This is a genomic window from Mesorhizobium sp. B2-1-3, from assembly GCF_006442495.1.
Taxonomy (GTDB): domain Bacteria; phylum Pseudomonadota; class Alphaproteobacteria; order Rhizobiales; family Rhizobiaceae; genus Mesorhizobium.
Map to the genome: position 1 here is coordinate 270,107 of NZ_VFWL01000003.1, position 17,635 is coordinate 287,741.

The window sequence follows — 17,635 nt, forward strand, 5'->3', positions numbered from 1 at the left end:
TTGAGGCTACACTACCAAGCTCTTGCCGCGCATCGCCAGCTAACGGCGGCGCATTGGGAAAGCTTTGGAGCGGAGTATCTCCATCACGGCGACTATCGCTAATGTTGTGCTTCAGCCAGCCGCGAAGCTTAGTATGCTGGTGGCAGGAATTCGATCAGGGCCCTTGTGACGGCGGCCGGCTGCTCCTCCGGAACCCAATGGCCTGAGCCTTCGACTACTACGGCCCGTACGTTTTCGGCGACGTGGCGGAGATGGCCTTCGTACATCGATGCCAGGCCACCCGAACCGCTTATACCGAGTACCGGCATCGTCAGCTTGTGTTTTGCAAAGGCTTTGTTCTGTTCTTCGTCACGCGGGAAAGCCCGGTAGTACTCGAAGCCTGCGCGCAATGCGCCAGGCTGGGCATAAGAACGGCCGTAGACTTCGTCGGCTTCGGTGTCGAACGCGCGAGTATTTACCCCCTCTGCATTGTGAAACCACTTTAAATACTCAAGCTCGCGACCGGCAATGAGCATTTCCGGCACGTCGCGTACGGAGTGGAAGCGAAAATGCCAAGTGCGAGGGCCTTGGATCAATTCGTTCCACGGTTCGATGCCTGGCAGCGGGACGTCAACGATTGCCAGTGTGGTGACTTCCCCCGGGTGCTGCGCCGCATAGGAATAAGCGACCATGCCACCCATATCGTGACCGACGAGATTGAGGACCGGACCAAGGTTCAGCTGATTGACAAGTGCTCGAATATCCTCGGCAATCGCCGCCTTTTCGTAGCCGGCCGCAGGCTTGGCGGTGTCCCCCAAACCGCGCAAATCGGGCGCAAGTACCGTGTAACCGCGCGCCACCAGTTGCGGCATTACAAAGCGCCACATGTATGAGGTCGTGCCCCAACCATGCAACAACACCACGGTTTTCGGGCCGCCTGCTGCCAGCAAATAGTGATAGGCCACACCGTTAACGTCGGCCTTGCCGTCGACGATACGTGCCGACAGGTCGGTCGATTGCCCGAGCGGCACGCCGGAGTGCGGTGCGCTGGCAGAAGTCGATGGCCCGGCAGCAAGAACCGCAATGAGGAAACCAGAAAGAAAGCTAAGGCGCATAAAGCACTCCGGGGTTGTGAGGTACAAAGTGCTCCAAGAGCGGCAAATGCCGTGCAATTTCTATAAGGCGAAAGCTTTAAAGCCTTTGTCGTTATAATAACGCGTTGTACACCTAAGCATATTGCGCTCTGGCCGGCGGTGAGTTGATTACTCAACATGAGGACCACGTAGGCGAAACCTATCGCGGTCCGTTCGGGCGGTGACTTGCTCGCGATCAGCCGCTCCTCGTTTTGAGAAGAATCCTCATACGGCTTGATAGGTCGTGTTTGTGACAGCCGCACGCGGCACGTCGCGCACGAACCAACGTCATCGCATCATTTGCCCCATCTCAGCGACAGTTCCAGCACCTCGGCGTACCTACCCTGCACCTTGGCATCGTACGACAGATGCTTGCGTAGAATAGGTTCGCGGGGCGGATCGGCGCATCTTCTCCCTCGCAAGCCATCACGATCATCGGGCGTCGCCGCTCCTTCGCCCGCTCCTCCCCCCGAAAGCGACGGTGCAGGTCGACCCGGTGATCGTGATGGTGAGCCGACCCGAGAAGCCGCTCACCAAGGATGGACACGATGAGTATGGATGGACTTTTCACCCTCGGTGCAACCCGCCGCGACGTCTTGTTGGCCAGTTTTTCAGCAGCGGTCATAGCCGGACTGCCAGTCGCTTCGTCATCCGGCGCCCAGCAAAACCCACATGTTCCCACCCCTCAATCAGGACGCAAAACAATGAGCACCATCACAACCAAGGACGGTACGGAAATCTATTACAAGGACTGGGGTAGGGGTCCGCCAATAACCTTCTCACACGGCTGGCCGCTGAATTCCGACGCCTGGGATGCACAGATGCTCTTTCTGGCCCATAATGGCTTCCGCGTGGTTGCTCATGACCGGCGGGGCCATGGCCGCTCCAGCCAGGCCACCTCCGGCAACGACATGGATGGCTACGCGGACGATCTTGCAGCCGTGATCGAGGCGCTGGATCTCCGGGACGCCACGCTGGTCGGGCATTCAACCGGGGGAGGCGAGGTCGCTCGCTATATCGGGCGGCACGGGACGGAACGCGTGGCCAAGGCTGTTCTTATCGCCGCTGTTCCGCCGATCATGGTGAAAACGCCGGCCAATCCGGAAGGTCTGCCGATCGAAGTGTTCGACGGCATAAGGGCCGGCCTCCTCAAGGATCGCTCGCAGCACTATCTGGACCTCGCACAGCCGTTTTATGGTGCAAACAGGCCAGGCGCCACGGTCTCCCAGGGGGTTCTGAATCAGTTCTGGCTCTGGAGCATGCAGGTCGGTCTCGTGAATGCATATGAATGCGTCAAAGCGTTCTCCGAAACCGACTTCACCGAGGACCTCAAGAAATTCGATATACCGACCTTGATCCTGCATGGCGAGGACGACCAGATCGTCCCGGTCAAGGATTCGTCAGTCAAGTCGGAGCGGCTGATCAAGGGCGCAAAGGCCATATATTACCCCGGCGCGCCCCACGGGATCACGGCCACACACCAGGACCAGGTGAACGCCGATCTGCTCGCCTTCATCAAGGGCTAGTGCTCTCAAGCGGCGGTCATGGCTGGCCGCACAACACCGGTGCGGCCAGCCTGACTATGAAAACTCAGCATCGATGGCTCCTGGAGATGCTTTCTGGTCTCAGCCGTCCGAGTTCACGCTGAGAACTGCGGTTGGCAACTGCGGCGGCTCTCGTGAAAATCATCAGAGGCAATGCAAATGGGTATACTTTCAGGAAAGACCGCGTTGATCACCGGGGGAAACAGTGGGATTGGGCTATTCGCCGCGAAAGCTTTCGCGTCGGAGGGGGCGCAGGTCGTAATCACCGGCCGGAGACAGCGTGCGGTCGAGGAGGCAGTCTCCGAGATCGGAGCCGGCGCACTGGGCATTCAGGGTGATGTAGCCGACGTGGCGCACCACGAGGATGTCGCGCGACAGATCCATCAGAGGTTTGGGGCGTTCGATATCTATATGGCGAACGCCGGCGTGAACACCATCACGCATTCGTCGGCAGTTTCCGAAGCCGAGTACGATGCGCAGTTCTCTATCAATGCGCGCGGCGTCTTCTTTGGTGTGCAGAAACTGATCCCGCTGATGCGCGATGGCGGCGCAGTCATACTGACGGGATCAATCGCCAGCGAGAAGGTCTTGGAAGGCCATGCCGTTTATGCAGGCTCCAAGGCAGCCATCGGCGCCTTCGCGCGCAGTTGGGCGATAGAACTGAAATCGCGTCGCATACGCGTCAACGTGCTCAGCCCCGGCCCCGTGGATACGGCTATTCTCGACAAACTGGGTGTCCCGGCCGAAATGCGAGCATCCTTCGAGAAGTCCATGGCCGAAGCAATTCCCCTTGGTCGAATGGGCCAGCCGGAAGAACTGGCAAAAGCCGCTCTGTTCCTGGCATCGGACGCAAGCAGTTTTGTCACCGGTGTCAATCTGCGGGTCGACGGCGGAATGGCATTGCTTTGAGCTGGGGTAGCCAAGTCGCTGCCGTTTGACGGTCGAGCGTCGATCGCCATCCCACTCGGCCAGATCCAAGGTGAAAGGTGGTTTTATAGCTCCCCGGTCTCAGAACCTGTGTCAGGGCCCCCACGCACTTTCAAGGTCCTTTGGAAAGCGTGAAGAGGACCGGGGCGACGCCCCGGTCCTTCCAGGTTCTACAATTTTCGGGTGCTAGTGACCCCAGATGCCCTGGCCCGGGTCCTTGCTGGGAGCAATCGGCTTGCGCACGGTCTCCTGCACGCCGGCATCGTTGCCCGTCTTCCTGATCGAGGAGGTGTGCATGCTCTCGGAAGAAGTTGCGGGTTGCTGGACCGAGTTTGATCCGTAGTGATCGCTTCCGGCGACGGCGTTTCCTGCTGCAACAAGAAGGATTGCGGCAGCAAGAGATGTGTTCTTCATTTTGGTAACTCCATGGTTAATTTTGGATCGTATTCACAATAACAATATAAATGCTGCGTCATTGCGGAACGATCAGACGATGTGGCTGTTTGATCCATACGAAAGCATGGGCTGTGAAGGCCTAAGGTCAGGGGCAATGTCGTTCGCGGTGGGAGTCTTGCCGTTACGCCGGGGCGGCAGTGGTGTTTGGAGGCAGCAGCTCCATGGATTTGTATTGGTCACGAACCCCTGCGCTGCCGGCGATCCGCGTGCGGAATACCCAGGTCACCTGATCGCAGCGATGACCCACCCTGCACCTTGGCATCGTATGACCGACCATTCCGCACAATAGGTCGGCGCCCCGGATCGGCGCATCCTTCTCCACATTGGTCAAACGGAAGGCCGACAAAGGAGAAAGCAAATGCGAAATGTCACTGGAATCCTGGCGCTGGCCGCCGCGCTTGCCGTCGCGGGTGGCGCAACGGCGCAGGCGGCCGGAGCGAAGCCCAAGCCGACGATCGTGCTGGTGCACGGGGCCTTCGCCGAATCGTCGAGTTGGGACGCGGTCATAACCAAACTCGGCAGGGACGGCTATGTGGCGAAGGCGGCAGCCAATCCCCTCCGCAGCGTCGCCAGCGATGCCGCGGCGGTCTCGGCCATCATCCGGTCGGTTCCCGGACCGATCGTGCTGGTGGGGCATTCCTACGGCGGACCCGTGATCACCGAAGCCGCCAACGGCAATCCCAATGTGAAGGCCTTGGTATACGTGGCCGGATTCGCGCCGGATAACGGCGAATCGAGCGCCACCTTGTCCAGCATGTTTCCCGGCAGCACTTTGGCAAGCGCGCTTGCTCCAGTCGCGTCGCCGAACGGCGGCCAGGATCTCTTCATCCAGCCGGACAAATTCCGAGCCCAGTTCGCGGCTGACGTTCCCGAAGAGCAGTCGTCGCTGATGGCCGCCACCCAACGCCCGATCGCGCAGGCAGCCCTGGCCGAGCCCTCGGGCGTAGCTTCATGGAAAACGCTGCCGTCCTACATGATCTACGGCACCGATGACCGAAATATCCCGGCAGCCGTCATGAGCTTCATGGCCAAGCGCGCGCACGCCGTGAAGACGGTCGTCATCGAGGGTGCGTCCCACGCGCTCATGGTCTCGCACCCCGACGAGGTCACCTCACTTATCGAGGACGCCGCATCGGCCAGCGAGTAGCTCGCCGGAAAGCCGACATTCGACCAACACCCCGCAAATCAACACCCTCAACAAAGGAGATTGGAAATGAAGATCGTCGTCATCGGCGGAACCGGGCTGATCGGTTCCAAGACTGTGGAAAGACTGCGCAGGAAGGGACACGACGTGCTTGCGGCCTCACCGAATTCGGGAGTGAACACCGTCACCGGAGAAGGGCTGGCCGTCGCTCTTGCCGGGGCACAGGTCGTCGTCGATCTCGCGAACTCACCGTCATTCGAGGAAAAGGCCGCGCTCGAATTTTTCGCGGCATCCGGGCGTAATCTTCTTGCAGCCGAAGCGGCCGCCGGCGTCCGCCATCACGTCGCGCTGTCTGTGGTCGGCACCGACCGGCTGCAGGACATGGGGTATTTCCGCGGCAAACTGCTTCAGGAAAAGCTGATCAAGGAGTCCGCTATCCCCTACACGATCGTGCACGCCACACAGTTCTTCGAGTTCACCGCCGCCATCGCAAACACCGGCGCCGTAGGGGATACCGTCCACATGTCACCGGCGTACTTCCAACCAATGGCAGCCGACGACGTTGCCGATGCGATGGCGGACGTCGCCCTAGCAGCGCCAGTGAACGGCACGATCGAAATTGCCGGCCCCGATCGCGTTCGTATGAGCGAGCTCGTCGGTCGCTTTCTAAAGGCCACCAACGATCCGCGCAAAATCGTCTCGGATCCTGGCGCTCTCTACTACGGTCAAGTGGCAATCGACGATCAAACGCTTGTCCCCGGCGAGAACGCGCGTATCGGCGCCGTCCACTTCGACGACTGGCTCAGCCGATACACGCCACCGGCGTAAGTACTGAACGCCGGTTTCGCGACCCATCAGACCAGCATTCCCTAGCTCTCATTCCAACAAGGATATCGGACATGATCAGGAAACTCCTCTGTGCAGCGCTCGCCGCCGCATCCGTCACCGCAGCAATGGCCAAAGACGCGGACAGCGTGAAGCTCGTCTACGACCACGCCCTTCCAAATGTGCCCGGCAAGAGCTTGAAAGCCGTGCTCGTCGAGTACGGGCCGGGCGGGACATCGCCGGCGCATACCCATCCCAGTTCCGCGTTCATCTATGCCACGGTGCTGGAGGGGGCGATCCGAAGCCAGGTCAACGGTGGGCCCGTGAAGACGTACCGTGCAGGCGAAAGCTTCTCGGAATTTCCGGGCGACCATCACGCCGTCAGTGAAAACGCCAGCAAGACGGAACGCGCTCGCCTGCTTGCGATCTTCGTCGTCGATACCAACGAGACCAACCTGACGACCTACGCGAAATGAACTGGTGACGCCCTTGCCAAGGTAAGGGCGTCAAACCGACACACAATCGGCGAAGGAAAGGCACTGACATGGATGCGATCGCCAGGCGCACGCTTGCAGGGGTTTCGGTCCCCGATACGCCGCTTGTCGGCCGGGCGATCGAACATGCCCGCCAGCTATGTGAACCGTATTTGTTCAACCACGTGGTTCGATCATGGCTTTTCGCCGTCCGCATCGCACAGGTCCAGAACATCGAGCACGACGGTGAAGTTGTTGCCGTCGGAACCCTGTTGCACGACGTCACGCTCAACGAGACCTTCGCCGGGCCGCGCCGTTTCGAGGTGGAAGGCGCCGATCTGGCTCGCGCCTTCGTCCGGCAAGGCGGCTTCGACGAGCGTCGTGCTCAGTTGATATGGGACAGCGTCGCACTCAACTCGACGCCGTCGATCGGCCTCTACAAGGAGGCCGAGGTGGCGCTGTGCACAGCCGGCATCTGCCTTGATGTCGTGGGCCTGCAATACAGTTTCATCTCTTCCGCCGAGATAGCCAGGATCGTCGGCGAATTTCCGCGTCTTCAAATGAAGCGGCGGATGACGCGATGCTTTTGTCACATCGCCAAGGTGAACCCGGAAACGACCTACGACAACTTTGCCCGGGATTTCGGTGAGCGCTTTGTGGCCGGCTACAAGGCGCCGTCTTCCGTCGATTTTGTGATGAACACTCCCTTCGAAGAGTAAGCGAAACCTCGAACCTGATCTCTCCGGCTGCGGCCGCGAGACGCCTCAAGAGGGCATCATGCGAATTGACAGTCTACATCCAGAAACATCGGCGCGCCTTGCGGCGGTCGACCTCGACACGTCGCTGCGGGCAGCCGCGCTATGGCTGTCCAAGCCTGCCATAGGCCTGGTTGTCGTATGCCATGGCAGTGGCGAGGCGGCAGGCGTGCTGAGCAAGTCCGACCTTGTCCGTCATCTGGCGAATTCGGGGCCGGCGGAAGCGCCGGTATCGACACTGATGAGCCGGTCTTTCGTATCCTGTGGGCCCGATGACGACCTGCATTCGGTCTGGCAGACCATGACAACACAGCGGCTCCAGAACCTACCGGTGCTCGGCGGCGGCGCCAAGCCGATAGGCGTCCTCGATATCCGCGACGCGATGAAGGCGCTCTTCCAACAGGAAGAGCTCCAGGAGCGGCTGCTCGCCAACTATATCGGGGGCGTTGGCTACCAATAGAGGAGAATCTCGCGACGGTGCGATGAGCACGAAAGAGCGGGAGATCTGTCTCGCGAGATGTTTGGTCCCCCACTGGCGATGGTCCGCAGATCGCGGGACATATACTGCAATATGGTTTGGCTTCTTACTCGATCTAATCGACCACTCCCGTCCTCTATTGTACCGTCTTCAAGCAACTGAATTCTGCGTGAGCAAACATGAGGGTTACAATGTCTCGTCCGGAAGTGAAAGTGGATGTCTTCGACAGCCCGCCCGAGATTCCACGAGATGGCCTGCCCATTCAGCTAGCGACCGCCGGCATCGTTCATGACCTTGGCAATCTCATCCAGGTCGCCTCGTCGGCATTGAATCACCTGGCCCGTGACCCGAGCGTCTCGGCGGCTCCAGCGCTTGGGCATGTAATTTCGGGCGCCAGAACTGCCCTGGAACGAGCCGGCGCGCTTGTCCGCCAGACTATCAGTTCCGCCCGAGAGAGCCGCAGAGAAAGCGAATATGCAAATGTCGGCGCCTGTCTGGCTGAAATCGAGACCCTCATTCGAAGTGCGTCGGATCCCAAGATCCGCCTCGAGGTTCGAGTGACGCCGGACTTGCCTTCAGTGAGGTGCAATCGCCTGGATTTGCAGAACGCGATTCTGAACCTGGTATTCAACGCGCGCGATGCATCTCCCAACGGAGGCCTGATCTCGATAAATACCGCAGTGGTCTTTGATGGCTCCTCAGCCGCTCAGGTGGATATCACCACCGCCGACCACGGTGTGGGAATGACCGCCGAGACGATTGCCTTCGCATTCGATCCCTTCTTCACCACAAAAACGGAGGGCCTCGGCGGCGTCGGCCTGCCAATGGTCAAGCGCTTTGCCGAAGAGTCAGGCGGAAGCATCGATATTCAGAGCGCGCCCGGGGCAGGCACAACTGTCACGCTACGTCTGCCCGCGATGCGATAGCGACCGGGCAAGCTACATCCAGCCTCACGCAACGCACATCGAGAGATAGAGATGCACGCAAAGGTCACAGAAAACATTCAGCAGCATCGGTTCGAGCTCCCGATCACCGGTCAAGCCTTCGCAGTGGCCTACTATTCGCTCCAAGACGGCAAGGTAGTGTTGATACATACCGAAGTGCCTTTGGAATTTTCCGGACAGGGGATCGCGTCGCGGTTGGCGCAAGGCACCTTCGAATTGCTCCGCAAAACGGGCCGCAAAGCGGTCTTGAAGTGTCCCTTCATGAGCGGCTTCGTCGCCAGGTATCCGGAATACACCGATGTCGTTGCAGGGTGATCAGGCCCCGAATACAGCTGTTTGCAAAAAAAGGTCTGAGTCGAGATGGACGACCAATATAATTTGCAGAGGTTCGTCAACGCTCAGGATCCGGTCTACGGCGACGCCCTGGCTATACTGCGTCGAGGCGTGATGTGTACTCCATACATGGAGTTGATCTTCCCGAGGTTGGCTGCCGGGCTAAGCGACACTGACGCCGATCCGTACGCGATCACATCACTCGACGAGGCAGGCGCTTACCTCCAATCGCCGATACTGGGCGGTCGTTATCGGGAATGCGTCGGCACACTGCAACGACTTTCCAATCTAAGTGCTCGCGCGGTCTTCGGTGATGAAGATACAAAGAAATTGCACGCGTCCCTAACGCTGTTTTCCGAAGCAAGTAACGACGAGTTCCTGCTCAAGACCATCTTCGACGTCTGGTTCGACGGTCAAATCGACGAGGGCACGATGCGCAAACTCTACTCGATGTCATAACGCCGCCGGCGACCGGCGGATGTGGCCACCGCCGAAACCGTCACCGCCCTATTCTTCCTGTGGCAGAGGCATCAACCCGTGTTCGCCTGGTACGTCGGGGAAGCGGCCTTCGCGCCAGTCCGCCTTTGCCTGCTCAATCCGTTCGGCTGAGGAGGAGACGAAGTTCCAATGAACATAACGTGGTTCGGAAAGAGGCTCGCCGCCGATCAGCATCAGCCGCGCGGCATGGAAGGCAGGCGCCTGGAGCACGATCTCAGCGTCCGGCTCCAGCATGATCAATTCGCCTTCACCGAACGTGCCAAGTTGGCCCATGACTTCGATCTCGCCGGCGACAACATAGATCGCACGCTCGAGATATCCGGGTTTCACCTGATATCGCGCACTGCTGGTGAGCACGATTTCGGCGCAGACCAGGTCGGAGTACGTCCTTGCCGGAGACACCAACCCGTCGGAAACCCCGGCGATTAAAGTGAACTCGACCCCGTCGCCACAGATCCGTGGGATTTCGGGAGCGCCATAATGTGAAAAGTGGGCGGCAACTTCTTCGTGCTTGGTGGGGAGGGCCACCCAGGCCTGAACGCCGAAGAGATTGCTTCCTGGTGCTCGGGCTTCTGGCGACGTGCGTTCGGAATGGACGATGCCGGACCCGGCCGTCATCCAGTTGACCTCGCCGGGGCGGATGGTCTGCACTTCACCGAGATTGTCGTGATGGATAATCTCCCCGTCGAACAGATAGGTCACGGCCGCAATCCCGATATGCGGATGCGGCCCCATGTCGAAACCGCGACCTGCGTCGAATACCGCGGGGCCGAAATGGTCGAACAATATGTAGGGACCGATCATCAGGCGGTTCGAGGAGGGCAGTACGCGCCGTACCTTCAAACCGTCGGCAAAATCACGCATACTCGGCTGCCTAAGTGGGTCGATGCCGACGATGTCGCTTTGGCGGATGGTCATGAATCTAGTCCTTTCGAATGCCTGGTCGACCACGTGCTCGAGCGTGCTCCAATGGGGCGGTGTGGAAGACAGCCTGAATGGCTTTCAGGAGCGCAAATTTGGAGCTCTTGTGCTGCTGGCCGGGGATGCCGGTTTCGCCATAGGCCAACGTCCCCCTCGACAGGGTTGCCGCAAGATCTTCGGCCATCTCGGGCCTGTCGTGCAGGAGCGGCGCGAACCTCTGCTGGTCTATCTCGTAGACCAAGACGTGGGTCATCGCCCGCAATGTCGACGTCTCGCCAATACCTGCGAGCAGGCCGGTCTCGCCGAAGAAGTCGCCAGGTGCAAGCCGGCCAACCTCCTGCACGTTAGCATTGCTTTGGACATGTTGCCGGACGATGACGCCCTTCCGGACAATCATGAGGGATGGCAGCATCTCTCCTTGTTCTGCAATGACGTCGCCCTTGCGGTAGCTGCGAACCAGGATCGTCGCGGCAAGCGCCTCCTGCTCGGCATCCGTTAGCGTCGAGAAGATCGGTATGGCCTTGATCAGGTCGATCGCGGCGAAGCCTTGGGAGGTCGCCGTCCCGTCGATTGGCTGGGAGGTCATGGCAATCGAAGCCGAAAGTGGCGCTGCCAGCAGCACCCCGACCGACCTTGAATGGCGATAGACCAGATCGAAAATTTCGTTCCGAGCTGTAATCCGCTGGTCAAGGCTGGCGACGCGAAATGACAGCTCGATCCCGATTGCCGCCGCATCCAGGCTTGTGATGGCTACCACGGGCGAAGGGTCTTGGAGGATCGAGTTGCAGCTCAGGAGGACCATGCGCATCGTGTCTACGATGATAGCCGGCGTCTTGGTCAGAGTCATCTTTACCGTCACGGTAAGTCCATGGCTCTCGTCTGGGCCGCTAAGGTTTGTTACCCCGATTTTGGCGACAAGGCTGTTCGGAAGTGCGATGACGTTGTGGGCCGGGGTGAGGAGTTGGGTCGAGCGCCAATTGGTCTCTACGACGCGGCCCTCGGTTCCGTCGTTCAGAATGATCCAGTTTCCAAGCACATAAGGGCGGCCGAGGTTAAGCGCGATTCCCGAAAATACGTCGCCAAGCGTATTCTGGAGCGCCAAACCTAGCATGACGGCAAAGACGCCCGACGTGGCGATGAGCGTTCCGACCGGCACGGCAAAGACGAACGCCAGGATTGAAAGGAGCATTCCCGTATAGATGATGCCGACCACGACATCCTGCAGGAGGCGTGCCTCGCGCGGCTGCCGCTCGAACACGATATAGATACGGACAAACCCAATTAGCGCCCAGGCAAGATGGACCCACCACAGCAGCTTGACCGATCCGATGAGGATCGCTCCACTGGTCGTCCCATCGCTTCGTGCGGGCTCGTATGGGACGACCCGCAGTTCGAGAACCATGATCGACATTGCGAGGAAAAAGACGAGCTGGACGATCAACCTCGCATTGGCGAAGCGTCCCGGAACGAGGTTCCAAACGACGATTCCGGCGAGGCCGAGCGACACGATGTAGATCAGAGGTGAGTTCCACCAGTTCATCACCGGACCCAGATCGACCATGATCGCAATCCCTGTTTTTCATCATTCGGAGCAGAGCGGTTGCTGGCGCTCGACATAAAGTTGTCTCGTCGCCTCGACGCAACGGTTCGGTCCAAAGCGTGTTGCTATCGGCGCCTTTGAGACGGGCTGGCGAGACACGATCATCGCCTCTTCCCATCTACGTTTGGTCGCCGGCCACGGCGATCGCGCCTTTGCCGCCGGCCCCCTTGTTCTTCTCGAGCACCGCTTCAGTGATCGAGTTGGGCAGCCGCCGTGGCTTCTCGATTAAGCCTAGCACCGGCAGTGCGATCAGGAAGAAGGCGAAGTAGTAAAGCGTCGCCAACTGAGACATGACGACGTAATTCCCTTCGGCCGGCCGCGAACCAAGCCAGCCGAGAAACAGTCCGTTGGCGACGAAGAGCCAAAAGAACACCCTGTACCATGGCCTGTAAACGGCCGAGCGAACCTTGGACCGGTCGAGCCACGGCACGACGAAAAGCACCACGATCGAGCCGAACATGGCGAGCACGCCACCAAGTTTGGAATCGATCGGCCCGACATTGAAGGTGATGGCGCGCAGGATCGCATAGAAGGGCAGGAAGTACCATTCCGGCACCATGTGCGCAGGCGTCTTGAGCGGATTTGCGACGGTGTTGTTGTCAGGATGGCCGAGATAGTTCGGCAGGTAGAAGACGAAATAGGCGAAGAAGAACAGGAACACGATGATGCCGAACGCGTCCTTGACGGTCGCATAGGGTGTGAAGTCCACGACATCGGTTTTTGATTTCACATCAATGCCGGCTGGATTGTTCTGCCCGACGACGTGAAGCGCCCAGACATGCAAGGTCACCACACCTGCAAGCACAAACGGCAACAGGTAATGCAACGCAAAGAAGCGATTCAGCGTCGGATTGCCGACCGCGAAACCGCCGAGCAGGAGCCGCTGGAACCAGTCGCCGGCCAGTGGGATGGCCGTGAAAAAGTTGGTAATGACGGTGGCTCCCCAGAACGACATCTGTCCCCAGGGCAGCACATAGCCCATGAAGGCGATCGCCATCATAAGCAAGAGGTTGGTGCATCCGAGCACCCACAGCAGCTCACGCGGCGCCTTGTAAGAGCCGTAGTAGAGCCCGCGGCAGATATGGATGTAGGCGGCAATGAAGAAGAAGGAGGCGCCGTTCGCGTGGAGAGAGCGCAGCAGCCATCCCGAATTCACGTCGCGCATGATCTTCTCGACTGAATTGAAGGCCAACCCGGTATCTGGATCGTAATGCATGGCAAGCACGATCCCGGTCAGGATCTGCGAAACCAGCATGACCGTGAGAATGCCGCCGAACGTATAGGCGTAGTTCAAGTTGCGCGGGACGGGATAGACGATGAAGCTATCGTGCACCAACCTCGGCAGCGGCAGGCGGGCGTCGAACCAGCGTTCGATACCGGTCTTGGGCGTATAGGTCGAATTTTTGTCGCTCATCGAAATTGCCCCATCTCAGCCGATACGGATTCTGGTGTCGGAAATGAATTGGAACACCGGCACCGCCATGTTCTCGGGCGCTGGGCCTTTGCGGATGCGGCCGGCAGTATCGTATTGCGAGCCGTGGCACGGGCAGAGCCAGCCTCCGAACTCGCCTTGCTGACCAACCGGGATGCAGCCGCTATGCGTGCAGACCTGGACCATCACGATCCAGGCTTCCTTGCCCGGCGCTGTGCGGTTGGCGTCGATTGCAGGCGCATCGGCCGGCAGATTGGCGTTACGGGCGACCGAATCCTTGAGCTCGGCCAAGCTGACAGCTCTGCCGTCCTTGATTTCCTTCTCCGTGCGGTTGCGCACGACGACGGGCTTGCCGCGCCATTGCACGACCAGCGACATTCCCGGCATCAGCGAGGAGACGTCGACTTCCACCGCGGCCACAGCCTCGGCGGGCAATGCGGCAGTGCCGGTTTCGGTCTGGGATAGCTCGGCCATGACGACGACTCCTCTGATTGGAAAGCTGCTTCAGTGCGTCGGCGTGCAGTCGGAAAACCCGGCCGCGGCCTTTCGCCGTTCGCGTTTGCTCATTTCGAGTTGAACTATGCCGGCCGCAGCGGGATGTGGGCCATCGTGCCAAGGGCCCATGTGTCCAATACTTTCGTTTATGAGCCCTGAGCGAAGGACTGCGGGACTTTCGAGGACGCCAGGCGTAGTGGATGCGAATCCTTGGTTGTTGCCGTTCCCCACTTGAGCGGGATTCCGGCATTGCACGGGCAATCGCAGAACGATTGCTTGGCTTGATCATACCTCGGCATAGGCACGCCTACCTGTCGGTGTCGTAGCCTTCCTCCCCGGCAAGTGAGATCTTCTGGAACCTGATGGACGCCGCTGGCAAGTGCCCAGCTAGGCGGGCGCCGCCGCCGGACAATTGCGAAGCTTCGTCAGGATTCAAAAAGGGAAAACCCGTGAAACTTTACTATAGCCCTCTCGCCTGCAGCCTGGCCGACCACATAGCACTGGAGGAGGCGGGTGCCGCCTTCGAGCGCGAAACGGTCAATCTCAAAACCAAACGAACGGGCTCCGGTGATGATTTCACCACGGTCACGCGCAAGGGGTATGTTCCTGCCCTCGTGCTGGATAGCGGGGAAACGCTGACAGAAAATATCGCCGTCCTCGATTGGATTGCGTCGCAGTACCCGGCACTGGGAGTGGAAGGGCCAATGGGCCGTACCCGCGTTCTCGAAGCGCTGACCTACGTCTCGACCGAAATACACCGAAGCTTCAAACCCATGTGGCACCAAGGCAGCGATGCTGAAAAGGCCAAGGCGCGGACCACGATTACATCGCAACTTGATCTCTTCGCGGACGGTCTCAAGACGGATTTTCTGTTCGGCGAGAAACCCAGCGTAGCGGACTTCTACCTTTTCGTGATGCTTCTTTGGGCAGTCCGCTTCCAAGTCCCTGTTCCAGCTCCTTTGGAAGCGTTGCGCGCCCGAATAGCGGCCCGTCCGGCCGTTCGCATCGCAATGAAGCGCGAGGGCCTTGTCTAAGTGCGAGACCGGCCGCGTGTCGTGTCAACCTTCAGCCACGACACATTACGAAGGAGTTTGTCCATGCTTCTGTTCCTGCAGAACCTCCACCTGATCGCTACCAAGCGCGGCGACGGGCTACGCCCCGAATTTCTAAGCATGGAAGGCGAGGCGGGACTCGGCATGACCTTCCCATGTGATCGCGTCATTCCAGCTCAATGTATGTCTGAACAGCGCTCGGCGGAGCCACCGACGCCTCGGCTGTCCAAGGGGGTTGCCAAGGCATGCCGGCCGGGAACGCCAAGCCGATGAATGAAGCTGATGCCGGTGCCGCGCCATAACAGGTGGCATCCGGACGGTGCCGTGAAAGAGGTTGCAAGAATGGAAAATACAAGACGGCCGGGACAAATTGATCCCTATCGCAGGGCGTTCGTCGGCGTTGCTGCAATGGGTCTGGCTGCTGCTCAGTTCGCGACAGTTCGCTCAGCCGAGGCGCAACGCGTTTCAGGGCTGGACGGAGCAACGGCAGGACCATTGCCGGCTGCCTCGTTCGCAGCGCTCAGGCAAATCGACGCCGGCCTGCTGAACGTCGGCTACGCTGAAGCTGGTCCGTCCAATGGTCCCGTTATTATCCTCCTTCATGGCTGGCCCTACGACATCCACAGCTTTGTCGATGTCGCTCCCCTGTTGGCGATGGCGGGATATCGCGTGATCGTTCCCTATTCGCGTGGCTGTGGCACCACGCGCTTTCTTTCAAGTCAGACTGTCCGCAACGGCCAGCAGTCTGTGCTGGCTGTCGATGTCATCGAATTGATGGACGCGCTGAACATCGGCGAGGCAATCGTCGCCGGCTATGATTGGGGCGCGCGCACAGCCTGCATCATAGCGGCGCTCTGGCCGGAGCGTTGCAAAGCTCTCGTTTCGGTCAGTGGCTATCTGATCGGCAGTCTCGCGGCAAACAGAATGCCGCTGCCGCCGAAGGCCGAGCTCCAATGGTGGTATCAGTACTATTTTGCGACGGAACGCGGCCGGGCCGGCTACGAACAATACCGGCGCGATTTTGCAAACCTTATCTGGCGGATCGCCTCGCCGAAATGGGATTTTGATGACGCCACCTTTGAGCGCAGCGCGGCGAGCCTCGGCAACCCGGATCACGTCAGCATCGTCATTCACAATTACCGCTGGCGGCTCGGGCTTGCCGAAGGCGAACCGGAATATGACGGCCTGGAAAAACGGCTGGCCGAGAGCCCGTTGATCACGGTGCCGACCATCACCCTTGAGGGGGATGCCAATGGCGCACCCCACCCCGACAGCAGTTCCTATGCCAAGAAATTTTCGGGCAGATACGCGCATCGGACCATCACGGGCGGAATTGGCCACAACTTGCCGCAGGAAGCCCCACAGGCTTTCGCCCAGGCAGTCATAGACGTCGGCGAATACTGATCGGGCGAACTCGTGACCAACTGATGCGGAGATGATCCGCGAATTGGGTAAATCCAACTCCGCCCCTCCGGCCCTATGCCGGTCGACCAGTGGCGTTTCGATCAAGATTGAAAGGGATCTGTTGTGGATTCGACATTGCCATCCGCTGTTGCTCAACCGGTCGTCGCGCAACTGACGCGGGCCGCGATATTTCTTGTTGTGACGGTCATTTCCGGACCAGAACACGAAGCGACCGTGCGCGCCTTATGTTGCGATCTTTCCACACTTCTGCGCGCGGTCGGCTCCCGTGACCTCGAGGGCCGGCTCTCGTGTGTCATGGCGTTTGGTTCCGATGTCTGGGACCGCTTGTTTGGAGCCCCCAGACCGAAGGACCTGCATGCATTTCGCGAAATCCAAGGTCAGCATCATGCCGTCTCGACGCCGGGCGACATCCTCTTTCACATTCGTGCATCGCGTATGGACCTTTGCTTCGAACTGGCGACACAGATCATGTCGCAGCTCGACGGCGCAGTCTCCACGGCGGATGAGGTGCACGGCTTCAACTATTTCGATGACCGCGACCTGATCGGCTTCGTCGATGGCACAGAGAACCCGGTGGATGAGCGCGCCGTCAAGGCCGCGATCATCAGCGAGGAGGACCCCTCATTTGCCGGAGGCAGCTATGTGATCGTGCAGAAGTACCTGCATGATCTGAAAGCATGGAACGCGCTTCCAATCGAGGATCAAGAGGGAATTGTTGGCAGAAAAAAGCTCTCAGATATCGAACTGGACGATGACGTGAAACCGACCTCGGCGCACAATGCGCTGACCACGATCGTCGAGGACGGAGAGCAGTTGGAAATCGTACGCGACAACATGCCGTTCGGCGACGTCGGCAAGGGTGAGTTCGGTACCTATTTCATCGGCTACGCCCGTTCTCCGCGCAGAATCGAGCAGATGCTGGAAAACATGTTCATCGGCCGGCCGCCAGGCAACTACGATCGGTTACTGGACTTCAGCCGCGCAGTCACTGGCACATTGTTCTTCGTCCCGTCGACGACATTCCTGGAGAACCTTGCAACGGGGGAAGTCATCTCGACCACTGGTCCGGGCCTGTCGGGTTGACCTGTTTGGAGTAACCGTCAACAGGTTCCCCACCGAATATGAAACGCACGAACGACACCCCCACTTTGGCTTTCCAACGCTACACTGGCCTTGGGCGATGAACGGAAACGGTCGATGTTTCCGGTCTGTGCTCGAAAG

General features: G+C 59.4%; 19 protein-coding genes. 13 read left to right on the plus strand and 6 right to left on the minus strand.

The window, feature by feature from the left end; translation table 11 throughout:
* Positions 1-128: 128 nt before the first annotated feature.
* Positions 129-1,094: an alpha/beta hydrolase gene (locus FJ973_RS08445; RefSeq protein WP_140523142.1), complete on the minus strand. Its 966-nt coding sequence runs from the start codon at positions 1,092-1,094 to the stop codon at positions 129-131.
* Between the two features lie 566 nt (positions 1,095-1,660).
* On the opposite strand from FJ973_RS08445, the gene FJ973_RS08450 reads away from it, so the two are divergent.
* Positions 1,661-2,638: an alpha/beta hydrolase gene (locus tag FJ973_RS08450; protein ID WP_140523145.1), complete on the plus strand. Its 978-nt coding sequence runs from the start codon at positions 1,661-1,663 to the stop codon at positions 2,636-2,638.
* Between the two features lie 177 nt (positions 2,639-2,815).
* The gene (locus FJ973_RS08455; protein WP_140523148.1) at positions 2,816-3,565 is read left to right on the plus strand and encodes a glucose 1-dehydrogenase; all 750 of its coding nucleotides are present in this window, start codon (positions 2,816-2,818) and stop codon (positions 3,563-3,565) included.
* 204 nt (positions 3,566-3,769) lie between these two features.
* On the opposite strand, the gene FJ973_RS08460 is transcribed toward FJ973_RS08455, so the two are convergent.
* Positions 3,770-3,997, minus strand: coding sequence for a DUF680 domain-containing protein (locus tag FJ973_RS08460; RefSeq protein WP_013896614.1), 228 nt, complete (start codon positions 3,995-3,997; stop codon positions 3,770-3,772).
* Positions 3,998-4,415: 418 nt separating this feature from the next.
* On the opposite strand from FJ973_RS08460, the gene FJ973_RS08465 reads away from it, so the two are divergent.
* From FJ973_RS08465 to FJ973_RS08500, 8 genes are all read left to right on the plus strand, one after another.
* Positions 4,416-5,186, plus strand: a complete 771-nt coding sequence (locus tag FJ973_RS08465; protein ID WP_085984582.1) for an alpha/beta hydrolase — start codon at positions 4,416-4,418, stop codon at positions 5,184-5,186.
* 66 nt (positions 5,187-5,252) lie between these two features.
* On the plus strand, positions 5,253-6,011 hold the full coding sequence (locus FJ973_RS08470; RefSeq protein ID WP_140523151.1) for an SDR family oxidoreductase: 759 nt from the start codon (positions 5,253-5,255) through the stop codon (positions 6,009-6,011).
* 71 nt (positions 6,012-6,082) lie between these two features.
* Positions 6,083-6,484 carry a cupin domain-containing protein gene (locus tag FJ973_RS08475; protein WP_140523153.1) on the plus strand — a complete coding sequence of 134 codons (402 nt, stop codon included), beginning with the start codon at positions 6,083-6,085 and terminating at the stop codon, positions 6,482-6,484.
* Between the two features lie 68 nt (positions 6,485-6,552).
* On the plus strand, positions 6,553-7,200 hold the full coding sequence (locus tag FJ973_RS08480; protein ID WP_140523156.1) for a hypothetical protein: 648 nt from the start codon (positions 6,553-6,555) through the stop codon (positions 7,198-7,200).
* Between the two features lie 58 nt (positions 7,201-7,258).
* A complete protein-coding gene (locus FJ973_RS08485) occupies positions 7,259-7,696 on the plus strand; it encodes a CBS domain-containing protein (RefSeq protein WP_140523159.1) in 438 nt (145 codons plus the stop codon).
* A gap of 209 nt (positions 7,697-7,905) precedes the next feature.
* Positions 7,906-8,640 (plus strand): ATP-binding protein, encoded by a 735-nt coding sequence (locus FJ973_RS08490; protein ID WP_140523162.1) that lies wholly within the window; start codon positions 7,906-7,908, stop codon positions 8,638-8,640.
* A 51-nt stretch (positions 8,641-8,691) separates the two neighbouring features.
* Entirely contained in the window at positions 8,692-8,973 is a 282-nt protein-coding gene (locus FJ973_RS08495; RefSeq protein ID WP_140523165.1) for a GNAT family N-acetyltransferase, read from the plus strand.
* Positions 8,974-9,018: 45 nt separating this feature from the next.
* Positions 9,019-9,450, plus strand: a complete 432-nt coding sequence (locus tag FJ973_RS08500) for a DUF1810 family protein (protein WP_140523168.1) — start codon at positions 9,019-9,021, stop codon at positions 9,448-9,450.
* Between the two features lie 48 nt (positions 9,451-9,498).
* Here FJ973_RS08500 and FJ973_RS08505 read toward each other — a convergent pair whose 3' ends face one another.
* The 4 genes from FJ973_RS08505 to petA form a co-directional block, all read right to left on the minus strand.
* Positions 9,499-10,407 carry a pirin family protein gene (locus FJ973_RS08505; protein ID WP_140523171.1) on the minus strand — a complete coding sequence of 303 codons (909 nt, stop codon included), beginning with the start codon at positions 10,405-10,407 and terminating at the stop codon, positions 9,499-9,501.
* 4 nt (positions 10,408-10,411) lie between these two features.
* Positions 10,412-11,971: a mechanosensitive ion channel family protein gene (locus FJ973_RS08510; RefSeq protein WP_140523174.1), complete on the minus strand. Its 1,560-nt coding sequence runs from the start codon at positions 11,969-11,971 to the stop codon at positions 10,412-10,414.
* Positions 11,972-12,128: 157 nt separating this feature from the next.
* The gene (locus FJ973_RS08515; protein ID WP_140523177.1) at positions 12,129-13,424 is read right to left on the minus strand and encodes a cytochrome b N-terminal domain-containing protein; all 1,296 of its coding nucleotides are present in this window, start codon (positions 13,422-13,424) and stop codon (positions 12,129-12,131) included.
* A 15-nt stretch (positions 13,425-13,439) separates the two neighbouring features.
* A complete protein-coding gene (gene petA, locus FJ973_RS08520) occupies positions 13,440-13,916 on the minus strand; it encodes a ubiquinol-cytochrome c reductase iron-sulfur subunit (RefSeq protein WP_023767325.1) in 477 nt (158 codons plus the stop codon).
* A 470-nt stretch (positions 13,917-14,386) separates the two neighbouring features.
* Here petA and FJ973_RS08525 point away from each other — a divergent pair, with 470 nt between their 5' ends.
* The 3 genes from FJ973_RS08525 to FJ973_RS08535 all read left to right on the plus strand — a co-directional run bounded on the left by FJ973_RS08525 (position 14,387) and on the right by FJ973_RS08535 (position 17,497).
* A complete protein-coding gene (locus FJ973_RS08525; protein WP_140523180.1) occupies positions 14,387-14,971 on the plus strand; it encodes a glutathione binding-like protein in 585 nt (194 codons plus the stop codon).
* Between the two features lie 360 nt (positions 14,972-15,331).
* Positions 15,332-16,393, plus strand: a complete 1,062-nt coding sequence (locus FJ973_RS08530) for an alpha/beta hydrolase (RefSeq protein ID WP_140523455.1) — start codon at positions 15,332-15,334, stop codon at positions 16,391-16,393.
* A 123-nt stretch (positions 16,394-16,516) separates the two neighbouring features.
* Positions 16,517-17,497 carry a Dyp-type peroxidase gene (locus tag FJ973_RS08535; protein WP_210239471.1) on the plus strand — a complete coding sequence of 327 codons (981 nt, stop codon included), beginning with the start codon at positions 16,517-16,519 and terminating at the stop codon, positions 17,495-17,497.
* Positions 17,498-17,635 lie beyond the last annotated feature (138 nt).

What these genes read in the sequence shown, in the direction of transcription:
- FJ973_RS08495 (WP_140523165.1), top strand. Translation starts at nt 8,692, where the DNA reads ATGCACGCAAAGGTCACAGAAAACATTCAGCAGCATCGGTTCGAGCTC.
- FJ973_RS08490 (WP_140523162.1), top strand. Translation starts at nt 7,906, where the DNA reads ATGTCTCGTCCGGAAGTGAAAGTGGATGTCTTCGACAGCCCGCCCGAG.
- FJ973_RS08450 (WP_140523145.1), top strand. Translation starts at nt 1,661, where the DNA reads ATGAGTATGGATGGACTTTTCACCCTCGGTGCAACCCGCCGCGACGTC.
- FJ973_RS08455 (WP_140523148.1), top strand. Translation starts at nt 2,816, where the DNA reads ATGGGTATACTTTCAGGAAAGACCGCGTTGATCACCGGGGGAAACAGT.
- FJ973_RS08505 (WP_140523171.1), bottom strand. Translation starts at nt 10,407, where the DNA reads ATGACCATCCGCCAAAGCGACATCGTCGGCATCGACCCACTTAGGCAG.
- FJ973_RS08445 (WP_140523142.1), bottom strand. Translation starts at nt 1,094, where the DNA reads ATGCGCCTTAGCTTTCTTTCTGGTTTCCTCATTGCGGTTCTTGCTGCC.
- FJ973_RS08530 (WP_140523455.1), top strand. Translation starts at nt 15,332, where the DNA reads ATGGAAAATACAAGACGGCCGGGACAAATTGATCCCTATCGCAGGGCG.
- FJ973_RS08470 (WP_140523151.1), top strand. Translation starts at nt 5,253, where the DNA reads ATGAAGATCGTCGTCATCGGCGGAACCGGGCTGATCGGTTCCAAGACT.
- FJ973_RS08480 (WP_140523156.1), top strand. Translation starts at nt 6,553, where the DNA reads ATGGATGCGATCGCCAGGCGCACGCTTGCAGGGGTTTCGGTCCCCGAT.
- FJ973_RS08515 (WP_140523177.1), bottom strand. Translation starts at nt 13,424, where the DNA reads ATGAGCGACAAAAATTCGACCTATACGCCCAAGACCGGTATCGAACGC.
- FJ973_RS08500 (WP_140523168.1), top strand. Translation starts at nt 9,019, where the DNA reads ATGGACGACCAATATAATTTGCAGAGGTTCGTCAACGCTCAGGATCCG.
- FJ973_RS08510 (WP_140523174.1), bottom strand. Translation starts at nt 11,971, where the DNA reads ATGGTCGATCTGGGTCCGGTGATGAACTGGTGGAACTCACCTCTGATC.
- FJ973_RS08460 (WP_013896614.1), bottom strand. Translation starts at nt 3,997, where the DNA reads ATGAAGAACACATCTCTTGCTGCCGCAATCCTTCTTGTTGCAGCAGGA.
- FJ973_RS08475 (WP_140523153.1), top strand. Translation starts at nt 6,083, where the DNA reads ATGATCAGGAAACTCCTCTGTGCAGCGCTCGCCGCCGCATCCGTCACC.
- FJ973_RS08485 (WP_140523159.1), top strand. Translation starts at nt 7,259, where the DNA reads ATGCGAATTGACAGTCTACATCCAGAAACATCGGCGCGCCTTGCGGCG.
- petA (WP_023767325.1), bottom strand. Translation starts at nt 13,916, where the DNA reads ATGGCCGAGCTATCCCAGACCGAAACCGGCACTGCCGCATTGCCCGCC.